Consider the following 13,302-nt stretch of genomic DNA (forward strand, 5'->3'; position numbering starts at 1 on the left):
AAACATCAAGAAGCTAGAATCTAGAAGTGAGAAGCAATATTTTTACAGGCGAGATTTTTCTAGCTTCTAGCCTCTCGCTTCTAGCTTCTGTTTTTCCCAGTCACGGTTGTTGCGGGGATGACAAGCGGATAGTTTTTAGAGGCGCCCTGAATTTGCTGATTTTTCAGAGGTTACTTAGTATATTTTCAAACGATTCCGTCTGTGCTAACTATATCCCATGAGACGAGGACAATCACCTAAACTAATTGTAATTATTGTGTTTTTTTCTTCCCTCCTCCTGCTTTCGGGGTGCAAGGGTAAGATGGAACCGTCGGTCGGCACTTCCCCCCGCAAAGGAGGGGGACCTGCCGCAGAGGCAAAACAGCGCATAGATCCGCCAGTCCTGGAAGGAAGCGCTCGCGTAGCTAGGCTCGCCCGCGAAAAGATGGGCAAGGAATCGACAGTCGCGGAAAAAGCGGAGCAGGCCAAGAAGCAAAAGGAGAGCGTCGAAGAAAAAGAAAGTGCTCCCCTCGGTCCCCGCACCCCGGAGCTCCCCCCCGTCGAGCAAAAGGAAAAGGCGGCTGCGCTTTCCGACACCCCGGCCCTGAGCTCTCTTTCGGCCAGCGGGATAACTCCCCCGACGGATCAACCGCCCGTGGAGCCACATCAGGTTCCCTTTCAGCCCAAGCTCGTCACTGCAAAGACGAACATAGTCCTGATACTCGACGCATCCGGGAGCATGTCCGCCCCATTCGCTGCAAGCAGCAGCACCAAGTACGAGGTATTGCGCAAGGCGGTGGGCGAAGTGATGTTCGAGTTCATTCAGCAGCAGAAAGACTTTCCGAGAAATATCGCCATCAGGGTTTTCGGGTCCGAGAGCCCTGCCGACCTTGGGGATTGCAACGACACCAAGCTACTTCTCCCCATGGGTGAGCCTGTCCTTGAGGCCATAGAAAAAACCTTATCAGCGATCGAGCCCAAAGGGATGAGCCCCCTTTCGGTAGCGCTTGAAAAATCCCTTTCGGATTTCCCTGCCGTGAAGGAGGAGGACCGCGTGATTGTCCTCCTCTCCGACGGCGGCGATAACTGCGGAGCCGATGCCTGCGCGGCCGCCAAAAAGATCGACACCTCGGCTCAGGGGTACATCATAAACACGGTGGCATTCGACATAGCCCAGCAGGATCGTGAACAGCTGGAATGCATAGCACAATCCGGCGGCGGAAAATTCTTTCTCGCAAGAAACGAAAGCGAGCTGCGAAGCGCCCTTTCCGATGCGGTGAACTCCACAGTTCCTTACAACCTGAAACTCTCAGCCAAGGCCGGTGCCACACCTATTCCATTTCGCCTCAAGGTCTTCCGCGCCGGAACGCAGAGCGTCGTCAAGCAGGACGAGAGCATGGGCACGAAGCTCTTGAACCTCCCGGCGGGAACCTACGATCTGCTGATCGAATACTACGCCTCACCTGAGATGAGCAAGCCTTCCAAGATGCTCAAGGGGGTAGAAATAATCGAGACCACGAAGGTTGAACAGACGGTCAACTTCGATCTGGGGCAGGCGAATTTTCTGGCGCTCGATAACGATGGTCGCCCGGTCGCTGCAAAACTCGAAATCATTCCGCTGGGCCCGGACGGCCCTTCAGGTCCTCCGGCCATACTGGATATCGAGGCGCAGTCCACCCCTGTCTTTTTAACCCCTCAGAGTTACGACATAATGGCGAACCTCGCTGAAGTCACCCCGGAGGGATTTTCCATAAACGAAAAAAATGTCGCGGTAACTCTCGGTGAATCGAAGGATGTGACATTCCGATTTCAGAAGGGATCGTTGCTGCTGACAGGAGTCACGACGCAGGAAGAAAAAATTTCATTCGTCTATCAGGTTTATAAAGCCGGTCGCCCGGACCTCCCGATAGCAAACGGCGCGTTCGACAGCTCAGGCGGCACGGTACTGCTCCCTCCAGGCACTTATGAGATAATCGCGATCGGAACCGACCCTAAGATGGCAGCAAGCCCCAGGACTCGCATCAAGGAACTCGAAATAAAATCGGCCGAAGTAAAAGAGCTTCCAATCAGATTCGAAATGGGAACCCTGAAAATTTCGGCCGTGGACGGCAAAGACAACAAGATCCCCGCCGAGTTCACTATACGCGAAAAGGAAGATTCCACTGCCATTGCAAAGGCCAGGTCCGAATCGGGTGACCCCGTCATGCTCTCGCTTCCTCCCGGAACTTACGACATAGTAGCGGTGAGCCTGAAATCGGAACTTGAACCGAGGCCATCCGTTCCCGTTCAAAACGTGGAGGTAGCCGCAACGAAGCCTACCGAACAGGTGATCAAATTCATACTCGGAACGCTCAAGTTGCGGGGGAGAAACGCAAAAGAAATTCCGATCAAAACACAGTTCACGATCTACCGGGCAGCCTCCGATGAAGTCGTATCGAACGCGCCCCCCACCTCGGACTGGGTCGTCTTTGACCTCGCCCCCGGCGTATATGACGCGCTCGCGATAGACATCGCGTCCGCCACCGGAACCAAGCCGATGATCTGGCTCCGCGACCTGAAAGTAGAAGATGGCAAATCCTCCAGCCATGAGGCTATCTACACGACGGGCAAACTGAAGATAATAGGACGCGGGCCGAACAACAAGATCATCACCTGCAAGTTCAAAGTTTTCGAATACGGAGCCGACCGCGAAATAATAAGCGGAGTCACAGGCGACGATTGGGAAATCTTTGAAATCGATCCAGGAAAATACTACCTCGAGGCGAGTTACAAGGACGAAGATCTCTCGGTGGTCCTCAAAAAATGGATCAACATCGATATCGGCGACAACGAGGTCGTTGAACAGATATTGAGATTCTAAAGCGCCGCCGACGCCCGCTCACTCAATGCAGGACGAAGCGCTTTTCCTCTCCAGAGTAGTGAAGCATCTGCTCGAGGATTATGTTGGCGAGAATGTTGATTCTGTTGGAGCCATCGTCCGCCGCCAATTCTATGCCGTCCGGACCGAGCTCTATGGAAGCAAGCCCCGTCATGCCGAGCACGGTGTCCTCCTGCCCTTCGAAGGAAAAGTTCGAAGGAACGGGGATAGCAATGGCGCTGGCCTTGGGTGAATAGGCCGCAAGCGCCGTCATCAACTGATCCGCAAGGCTCGATATGAGTCTTCGCGATGGAATGGTGGTCGCGTTGGTCCCCTCGATCGGAGTTATCAGAAGCCTCGACCTGTCCGAAAGCGTTCTTATTTTTATTGAATACCCGCTTTCGCTCGACTCATCCATTTCAAAATCGCCGACCTCTATCCCTATCAGAGCGCTGACATCGAAACTTACGATCTGCCCTTTCCACGGATCCGGATCCTTGGGGCGCATCGATTTTATTATCGGCTTTCCGCTGGAATCCAACTTGATCGGCAGATTTCCATAACGGTCGGCTGGCTGGGACTGATCTATTTCAAGGGCATAGAAGGAAAGTTCGACCCCGCCGAGCTGTATTTCGAGGAGGTTTCCCTCTGGGACTTCCGAATCGCCGGAAAAATTCAGATCACCGCTCCTTGGAACCACCGGCATCTTTTCCACCGAGGAAACTGAGAGCCTCGGAGCCAGCGCCCTGTTGCCTCTTATAGCCATGAGCAGCGGCTGCTTGGGCGTAAAATAACCGTATCCGGAAAGCGCAGAACCGAGAAGCTCCATGACCCTCGGCCTCACATAGCAAAGGGTCGGAATAGAATCCTTCACTCCAGGCACCGGCTCGAAGGCATCGCACTCATTGACGAAATCAAAACCGATCTTTCCAAAAAAAGGCTCATGGATGTCTATGTCGAGAAGCCCTTTAACCGATTTGCCATCTCCATGCGCAATCCCCGTGTACAGAAGAGCGTTCACGGCATCGAGCAGTAGCGAAACTCCCAGTCCCTTCGAATATCTGTTGTATGAAGACGAGATATCGCCGGATGTGAGTATGACTCCCGCGCTTTCAACCATGTTACCGGGAGGAATCCCTGCGAAGTGCTTCTTGTTCCCAACTGCAAGGTCTATCGCTGCAGTAAGCCCCTTCGACGTGATTTCGCTATCCCCCCCAAGCTTGAAGCCAAGTGGAAGTTTAATCGCAGGCAAAATTCCGCCGAATATCCCGTCGCCCCCCTCCTCGCCGAGAGGAAGTTCCATAGAGAGATATCCTCGCATCAGGCCCGTCGCATATGAGGACCCCCCACAATAGATCAGCTTGTTGACGGCATCGAGAATCGCATCATTGACAGCCGCCGTCTGCGCGTGAATCGAGTTGAACGCCTTGCATGTTTCCCTGACGGAGGAGGATGCCCGCTTCACGTCGCACCAGATGAAATGCCCGAAGGGAGACGCATCCCCCACTATGTTCTCGAGAACAAGCGGCGAAGGAATATGTTTGCAATATTTCTTCCCCTTGTAGGAGCAGTCGTCATGGCGGCTGGAAAAAATAAGATAGTCGCCATCTCCCTTCCTTTCCCTCTTCACAAGGAGATCCACAGTCGCCTTCCGGAAGGAAACGAAAAGGGGGAGAGGATCTTTGTCCGAAAGACCGTCGCCATCTGCGTCCGTTGAAACATTCAAGTCCGCTCTTGTATTTTCAAGTTCCAGAACTATTGAAATTTCACCCTCCGCTAGATCGAAGGAGGATATTGCGATCGAACCTATCTGTGGAATTCCAGCAAGCTCAATTTTATATTCCGGACCGGCGCCCTTCTCCTCGCATCCATCTATCGAAACGGCTTCAGTCGATGTTGTGCTTTTCGCGCCATCGTCGCCTGAAGGATCCGCCTCCGGCTCCCCCATGAAGATCGAGGCTAAAAGTGTCGTAAACTCATCCGCGCCTAGGATATTATTTATGAACGGAACAAGCGCGTTTCTTAAAAACCCGCTGGACAATGACAGCGCGGCGGCCTTCGACACCCTCATCGATCCATTTTCTGAAAAAGGGCTCTCGATGCGCCCCCAGCCGAAGGTCCAGGAAAACTGGTGTCCCTCTTTTGATTCCATGCTGGCTATATTGATCCCCTCCCGAGGCTCTATCTCCGCCGAAAAAACTCCCGACGGGTCGGCACACAGCTCGCGCGGCTCCTCGCGATTCAACTGCACGTCAACGCATTCGATTCCACCGCCAAGGCGGAAATCCCATGATATGGTCGGATACTGATCTGCATCGTAGGATGGATGAGGAGGGGGAGAAATTATTTCCAGCTTCGGCACCTCCCCGGAAACCTTGAATTCATAAGGCTTTAAAAGCACGCACTGATCGCCGGTGGCGGCATTGCAGACCTTTATCAGAAGCTCATTATCCCCGGGCAAGACGGGGACTCCAACGAAAAATTTTCCCTGGCCGCCCTGCTCCACGTTGGTCACGCAAGCTATCTCTCTCTTCTCCCCACCCGCACCGACCGTGGAATTTTTCACTGAAACTTCAAGCCCGCCAGTGGAAGCCCCAATAAAATCGCAAAAACTGCAGTCGGGAAGAAGGTCCAGCGTTACCATTACAATGCCGGGATCCAACGTGCCCGAAGATTTTACGTCGGGCGAAAAAATGACCTGTGCATCCGTAAGCGAGGGCCTGACCACGCGGCTAGTTCGAATTCTTTTTTCGACCGCATCGCCCGAGAGTCTGCTCGCAGAAATCGATACCGCATGCGGGCCCGGTGAAGACAGAGGAACTCTTACCGAGTATCTTCCTTCCCTGTCTATGCAGAGCCTGTCGCTGTTTCTGCTTGCATCCCAGCATCCGGATGTATCGTAGGAAGATGTATCGACATAGCTTATCGCCTTGGTATATTCATGCTGAACCGCAATGCGAAGTTTTGCGAGGACCGATCCCTGCATATCTATGGTTCCGCGCATGACAAAATATTCCGAGTCCACTCCTCCCGGCGGCGAATCGACGCACAAAAAACCTGAGCCGATTTCGCAGATCACTATCTCCGGCTGACGCGGTATCTGGCACATGCCGGGGTTTTTCTCGCTGCCGACATTTCTCTCCTTCTCCGGAAGCTTATCCACATCCTCGTCGGAAAAGGAGATCGATCGTTGCAAAGAAGAAGAAGAAGAAGAAGATATCGATGAGTCCTGCCACCAGCTTCTTATCTTCGCAATATAATGATGCACTCCTGCATCAGAGACGCGCCCAGCGCAGACTATCAACAGGAACAGCAGGAGCTGTGCCGCAGGGAGAGCTATATTTTTAACTCTTCTCATACTTGCCCCCTTTCTCGTCCGTTAAAGAAAAAAGTTGCGTTAAAAAAGCCCGCCTGTGTCAATTATATGACGCAGGGGGCCGGAGCGGCGCATATTGCCGATGGATCATCCAAGGGGCTAGGGTCCCCCGAGAATCGGAGTTTCGAAAGTCGCGCAACTTTTTTTAAGACCGGACGATAAAGATGCCACATATGGCAAACAGAATCGAAGTAAAAATCCGCGGGGCGGCGGCCTTACTTGCCTGCTGCGCCGTTCTATTTTCATCCTGCGCCGGGGACGATTTCACCCCAGTCTATTTTCCTCCTCCGGCAGGGGAAACCGATGAAGCAAAGGCGCCGAGTGAAAACGTCACCGGAAGAAAATGCACCATAACATTCACATCGCGCCTCTGCGTCCAGATCAAAGGGGATAATATAGAGGCTGGCATCGGCGAGGGAGAAGAACTCTGCGGCGAAGTTCCCCCTTTCCCAATTCACATCTCCGGATCATCGGCAAAGCTGATAGGCTCGGAATTTCCCGATATACAATTCGAGGGGGGCGGTCTGCCTGTCCCCATAACCATCAACGCCAGAGGAAACAGCGATGGCACCTCCAACATTGCGGAGGGCCCCGTCGATTCATCTGGAAACATAAGCATGAGCGGATTTTCTTTCTTCATATCCGCTCTGGGGATAGTCGGCGAAGTCCCCAATCTGACATTGACCACAAAAGCAACCGAGGAGCTGCCGCATCTTCAGCCCGCGAGCGGTTCTCCCCCGGACGCCTCAGGGGCAATGAAGCTTGCGATAGGCACCGTGCTCGGATCGATAATCCCGGCAGCCGATACATATCTCAAGGGCGCTTCCATGCAAGCCTTATTCACCGGAGCGATATCCCCCTCCCTCAGCGAATGCGGAGGAGGTGGCGAGAAGAATATTTCGGTGACAGCGCTTTTTGTCGATCCTGACGGCCGTCAGACTGAGGCCCCCATAGCCGGGGATAAGTATCTGGACATCTCGAACGGAACCTATATCGCCGACACGAACCTCGACATCGGGAAGCGCTATGAAAGCAGCAGAAAATTTCGCGCGACCAACATCGGTTCGACCGTACAGCAGATATCGCTCCCCTCCAAGAAGGGTCCCTTCTACCTGGAATCTGTGCAGTCGCTAAACAGAACCCTCAAGGGTGGAGAGTCCATATCGCTAAATGTCACCTTCCGTCCGTCCATAGAAAACACGGAACCGGGAGTCATAACTGAATCCATAGCAATAGGCTCGGATCAGTTCATATTGCGCGCGACCGCCCTTTCAAAATCCGGAAAGGGATCGATCGACCTGTTGGATGAAAACGGCAACACGAAGGATCCCGGCGTAGAGATGGTAGAGATAGGTGGCTCGGCCCTTCCGGCCAGCACTCAGAGAAAATTCTTCCGCTGCAAGGAGCTGGACTGCTCCGGCACCCCTTCCTACACGGAATGCACAGCATGCGGAGATCCCTCATCCGAGCCCTGTTCACTACTTCCCATATCTACGGAAGGAAACCCGATGGCCGAAGTTGACTCATCCTGCAGCGCACTATATCCGGATGCGGCTCCGCTACTGACTATAGATCTCAAGGGAAACACCGGAATATCGCTGGACGCGAAAAAGCAGGTTCTTGCGATAAAAAATTCCGGCACAAACCCGCTGCAAATAACCTCGATAGCCATAGAGGAGCTTCCCGATAGCAAATCGCGCGGACAGTTCGCGATTCCCAAAAATGCCATCTTCGTCGCAAAGAGCATGAAGGAGATAAGCGACAAAATAGCGAAGGCGCTCTCCGGAGGAGGCGATTTTTCAGGCAGCAAACTCCCGGCCACCCTTCCACCTTTCCAGCCCAGCTATGATGAAACATCGATGTATGTCGTAGTGACCTATCAGCCCGATGACCTGCTCGGCGCAGACGGACAGATGGCCGGAATCGGAAGCGAGGTCAAAGACCGCGCCATCCTCAAGATACTCACATCCGACGGGGAGATAAAAACCGAGGTTTCCGGAACGACCACGATCCAGGAAAGCCCGGCGCTGGAAATATATTTCAAGACCTCCGGCGGATCGAAATACGTGGCGAATAAGAAGGAATTCCCCTTCAAGGGGGTGACGGCCGAAACCACTGACATATCATTTCCAATGTTCATGCGCACCTCCGACACCTCACAAAGCGCGATGCGCGTCGTATCGATATCGATAGAGGGCGAAGATAAGGATATGTTCCGCTGGCTCGACAGCAGGGAGAAGATAGACTCCGCCATACCGGAATCAGGCAAGGGTTTCCGTTGTTCCATCCCGGTGATAGACGAATCCAGCGGAGAGATGGTGGACGAGATCTTCGAGCTTGCCCCGGTATCGCTCTCATCGAAGGGGTTCGATCTCCTCCCCGGGGCGTTCACTACGGAGAATATGCCCCTCTTCGGATGCATCAATTTTCACCGTCAGGAAGGGACCAGCCTCAAGAAAGGAATATTCAACGCCGATCTGAAGATAGTGGCACAGGAACTGGACTCAGCAGGCAACCCGGCAAAAAACCCGGACGGATCCTACCGGCAAACTACGATGTCGGCTGTACTCAAAGCGGCCATAAACCCGAGATCGGGAATGATGGTCCTGAGAGTTACCCAGACGATGTCCGCGATTCTTAATCCAAAATTTCCAGGACTTTCCTCCATTTCATCCAAGCACGATCGAAGATTTTTACAGGAGGAAGGAAAACTGAAAGATTCCGACTATGAAGTTTTTTTAGGCGCCATAATTCTCGATCCGTTCGACGAGATGCATATCACGTCCACCGATGGCCAGGAGATCGTAAGTACTCCAGGTGACGGAGTAACCTCGGTATTCAGGGCGGTGGATACGCACCCCGTCACCACCGACTACCCTGAGGAAAACGCCTTCGACTTCGCCAGCCTCCTTCACGATAGTGAACTCGCTTCCGACAAAAAGGGAATTTTTAACGGATACCCTAACGTCCCCGAAGACCTTAAGTCGAATGGATGGAGAATATTTACATCGACTCTCTCATATCCGGGCCCCCTTCCACCCCCCGGGGTTCCAAAGCCCGACATGCCGTCGGATTGCGAAGTGGTGAATCCATGCGATCCTGAAGGACTTAAAAAATTCACCAAGTCGGGCGTGAAGTCAGGCGAAAAAGGGGCATGCGCCTTCTTCTACGCCTCGGGTGGAAGATTCGACAGCCCGGCATTTCACACTTCAGAAGAGATGGACGGCGGGGAATATGAAAATCTCTGCAACCGCGTGAATAAAAAACAGACGCTGAAGGATGTGAACACCGGATACTATTCTATCGACGGCGCCATCGTGTTCGAGGAGGTTGGACTTAGATTTTTCGGCCCGACCTTTTTCCACAACCCCGGCGGCCCGCTCGGAAACTATCCGCCGATGGACGAAGTATTTCACATGACATTCACCACCGAAATGTTGAAGCCACAAAAAAGCCCGGAAGATTTCAATATGCTTCCCGACGAGAAAATCAACATCTCCAAGTCGGAGTTCAAGATTAACCTCGACGATCCCAAGCTGATATCCCCTCCGATATGCAAGACCAACTCTCAGGACGTCCTGATCGGCGGGAAGATATACGATTCCTGGCGCTACATCGAAGGGCTACTTTTCAAAGACGAAGAGGGAACGATACCCGCTGGATGCCCCGGAGAAGGCTCGTCCTACACCGGAGGTTCCGCATATCTGCGCGGAAAGCCAGTTGATCACGAAACCGGCACCCTCACGATAGTGACCGGCGCCAAGTTCGGTTCCAACGAAGAGCTCTCCTTTGCCTTCAAGGATGTCATGATGTTCGTCGTCATGAAGGGATGGATCTGCGATCCGCTGGGGCGAGAGGAAGAGTTCGAAGGAAGTCGCTGCTATGACAGGGCGTTCAACGAAAGGGATGCGGAGGGCCAGCAATCTCTGTCGGAATAACGATCTTTGCGGAGGCTAAGACCTCCGGCGGAAGGATGCCGTCATGGCTGAAAGATTTTTCCCCGAAATAAAAATCAAGGATCCAAGGGAAGAGTTATCCCTTTCAGATTCCTTTGGGATAGGGGCCGAACTCAAGGTCGGCTATAATTTTTCCACTCCGATATCCGAAGGAAGCGGTTTGAGAATAGGTGCGGCGCTCGATTTTGAATTCGCCGACACATTCGACCGTTCAAATCTCATCGAGCTCCAGTTCATGCAATCATATTCCAAAGGCAACTCCTCAGCCGCGAAGAGTTCACACTGGGGGCTTCAATTCGGCGGCGGTTCCAAAGGAGCGATCGGGCGCATATTTGGAGATTCAGGACAACTCGCATTCTCGCTGAAGAATGAGTCGCTCTCGCTCATCGGCCTTGGCCACTCCGACATCAATGCCGCGATGATCGGCGAAGAAAGCACGAAATACACGATGGACATAGGAACCGAGGTCGGGCTCACATCCGAAATCAACCTCGGCGGAAGATGGCGAATGAACCTAGGACTCAGCGGCTACTACGGAATAATCTTCGGGGGCCACACTTCTGAATACAACCGACTTTCGTTGAACACGATGTTCAACATGGGCTTCGACCACGGACCACATTCCCTGAAAACGAAGGGAAATTTTGAAACCAATCTCAGCATAGGCGAGGAACTTCTCGGCTTCTATTCACTCGCACAGGGGATGGTCTTCCGCTACGCGATGAACAACACCCTTTCCGACGGACAGCAGCGCCTTGCGGAATACGGGCTGATCGGAGAGGAAGGATCGTCTCAAGGCCCCCTTGCCACGGTCCCCTACTTCATGATGGCGGCATCGCTCCTCGGAGGTTTTTCCGATCCGGTCGCGGATCACCTTCGTTCCAAGGCCTTCTGGGGCTACTTCACGGGATATCTACTCAGAGGAGGAGGATCATTATTTCTCTACGGCGACGCCTCTGCCAGCGGCGGAATCGGAGACTTTCTGACCGCGGCAAGGATGGGGGCATATGCGGCGGCGGGGATAAGCAGCGTCGAGTCGCGACGTTCACTAACGCAGGATCAGATTCTCTTTCGCGAAGAGATAGTCGATCTCGCCGCATTCGGCCTGAATTTTCTTCTGGCCGGAGTCGGAGAGGGAGTCAGCTATTCACCTTTGACCTCCGCAGGCGCGGGCTCGAACATTTCACTCGTGATATCGCCCGGCAGGGTTTCGAAAGTGGTAAGGAGTCGCAGCATCTCAGCCGGATATGCGGTCAAAGACAAGAGGGCTGCGCTTGTCCTTCACAACGATTTCAGGTCATTACCCCTCTTCACATCGCTCGCAGTAATGCTCGGCGGCACGGACAAAAGCCAGGAGATCCACACATCGATGGGTCCGCAGTACAGGCACAAGTACTTCAGGGTTTACGGCGGCCTCGATACGGTGATCCGCTTCGGCAAAGATGCCGGAGCACGCGTCGGCGTCGCGGGCGGCGGGGACGTGATAATTCCACTCTGGAAAAATAGGGAAGACTCCCCCGGCATCAGCTTCGGGCCTAAAGCGTTTAGCGACTTCACCGGAAATTGGGATCTGCTGATAACCGGAGGAACGACCTTCTAGAAAATTCTCGACAAATCTAAAACTATAAGACGCGCTCACTCCCTATAGAGGCCATGGGTTATTATGTACATCGCCACCGCCTTTTCCAGATCCTCATGAAAGCGCCTGCCGCTGCGGATTTTTTCGCGCACATCGGTGGAACTTATATTCGGTATCCTCGATTCGCTGCCGCGCGGAATCTCGATTATTTCAACCTCTCCCCTGATGCGTTCGAACTGATGCCACTTTGAGATATCCCCCCTGATATCGCTGCCAGCAACCAGAAGGAATCTGCTGTCGGGATCCCTTTTTTTCAGCCGTTCGATCGTCCGAAGGGTTATGCTGACCCCTCCCATTTCACGCTCTATGTCGCTGACCCTGATAGGAAAGGGAAGAGGTGAAAGGGCCAGATGGAGCATCGCCAGCCTGTGCTCGAATTTTTCGAGCGATTTGGAAAAAGGATGGATAAAGCACGGGACGACTATCACCTCGTCAGCCAGCCCCCTGTCAAAAATCCACCTGCATATTTCGGTATGGCCGCGATGAGGCGGATTGAACGAACCCCCAAAAATTGCGACTCTGTTCCTCACTCCTCCCCTTTCTGAAGCCCCACGCCTGTGCAAAGCGTCGGACAAAGAAGAGGGCTTGCTAAGCGCCCTCCGCACAATTAATATACGCCGCCGATATGAAACTCAACCGCGTAATTATAGTTTTCAAAAACCCCGGGCGGGTCGAACGTGAGAACACGCGTTTCGAGGGAAGCCCGGATTTCCCCGTAGAACATAAAAAAACCATCGATGCGGTCCGCAGGGCCGTTGAAGAGATGGGGCTTGCCTGCGATCTGATCGAAAGAGAGTGCATGCACGCAGGCCTCCCTGCCGACCTCATCGCCACCGTCGGAGGGGACGGGACATTTCTTATAGCATCGCAGTTCGCAGGCGAAATACCCATGCTCGGCATAAATTCGATGCCCGGATATTCGATAGGTTTTTTCTGCCGCGCCGACATCGACAACGTACATGACGTCCTCAAGGAAATAGCCTCCGGAAAGCTCGCACCAAAAAAACTGCAGCGGATCGAGGCATCGATAGACGGAGTCCCGGTAAAAAACCTCGCGCTCAACGACATACTCTTCGCGAGAAATTCTCCCGCAGAGATGTCTCGTTACGTGATAAAAGTCGGTGGAGAATCGGAGCATCAAAGAAGTTCCGGAATCTGGATATCGACGGGGGCTGGATCGAGCGCGGCCATACTCGCAGCAGGTGGCGTTCAACTCGATGCAGAATCTCATGAGCTCCAGTACCGCGTGAGAGAGCCGTATGCGGCTCAGATGAAAGATTATAAACTCTTGGGCGGACTGATAAATCAGGATGAACCTTTTGAAATAACCCCGCTGAGGGATGCCTACATATTCGTCGATGGCTCCTGCATAGTGCATCCCGTAAGGAAGGGGCAAGTCCTTTCCGCAAGGAGATCCAAATCACCGATAAAAGTATTTTTGTAATCCAGAGTTCTTCTTCTCCAGTCACGAGTCACGGTTGTTGCGGGATCCCCG

Annotated in this window: 6 protein-coding genes; 4 read left to right on the plus strand and 2 right to left on the minus strand. The window is 53.3% G+C overall.

Annotated elements, in window-relative coordinates:
* Window positions 1-256 precede the first annotated feature (256 nt).
* The gene (locus GX659_00755) at window positions 257-2,839 is read left to right on the plus strand and encodes a VWA domain-containing protein (protein NLD27320.1); all 2,583 of its coding nucleotides are present in this window, start codon (window positions 257-259) and stop codon (window positions 2,837-2,839) included.
* Window positions 2,840-2,861: 22 nt separating this feature from the next.
* Here the strand turns inward: GX659_00755 and GX659_00760 are convergent, their stop codons facing one another.
* Window positions 2,862-6,194 (minus strand): hypothetical protein, encoded by a 3,333-nt coding sequence (locus GX659_00760; protein ID NLD27321.1) that lies wholly within the window; start codon window positions 6,192-6,194, stop codon window positions 2,862-2,864.
* Between the two features lie 191 nt (window positions 6,195-6,385).
* On the opposite strand from GX659_00760, the gene GX659_00765 reads away from it, so the two are divergent.
* Together GX659_00765 and GX659_00770 are read left to right on the plus strand one after the other, a co-directional pair.
* Entirely contained in the window at window positions 6,386-10,150 is a 3,765-nt protein-coding gene (locus tag GX659_00765) for a hypothetical protein (protein ID NLD27322.1), read from the plus strand.
* A gap of 43 nt (window positions 10,151-10,193) precedes the next feature.
* Entirely contained in the window at window positions 10,194-11,768 is a 1,575-nt protein-coding gene (locus tag GX659_00770) for a hypothetical protein (protein ID NLD27323.1), read from the plus strand.
* A 35-nt stretch (window positions 11,769-11,803) separates the two neighbouring features.
* Here the strand turns inward: GX659_00770 and GX659_00775 are convergent, their stop codons facing one another.
* Window positions 11,804-12,337 carry a nicotinate-nicotinamide nucleotide adenylyltransferase gene (locus GX659_00775; protein NLD27324.1) on the minus strand — a complete coding sequence of 178 codons (534 nt, stop codon included), beginning with the start codon at window positions 12,335-12,337 and terminating at the stop codon, window positions 11,804-11,806.
* A 95-nt stretch (window positions 12,338-12,432) separates the two neighbouring features.
* On the opposite strand from GX659_00775, the gene GX659_00780 reads away from it, so the two are divergent.
* On the plus strand, window positions 12,433-13,251 hold the full coding sequence (locus tag GX659_00780; GenBank protein NLD27325.1) for a hypothetical protein: 819 nt from the start codon (window positions 12,433-12,435) through the stop codon (window positions 13,249-13,251).
* The last annotated feature ends 51 nt before the right edge of the window (window positions 13,252-13,302 follow it).

The sequence above is a fragment of the Myxococcales bacterium genome (assembly GCA_012513515.1).
GTDB lineage: Bacteria > UBA10199 > UBA10199 > 2-02-FULL-44-16 > JAAZCA01 > JAAZCA01.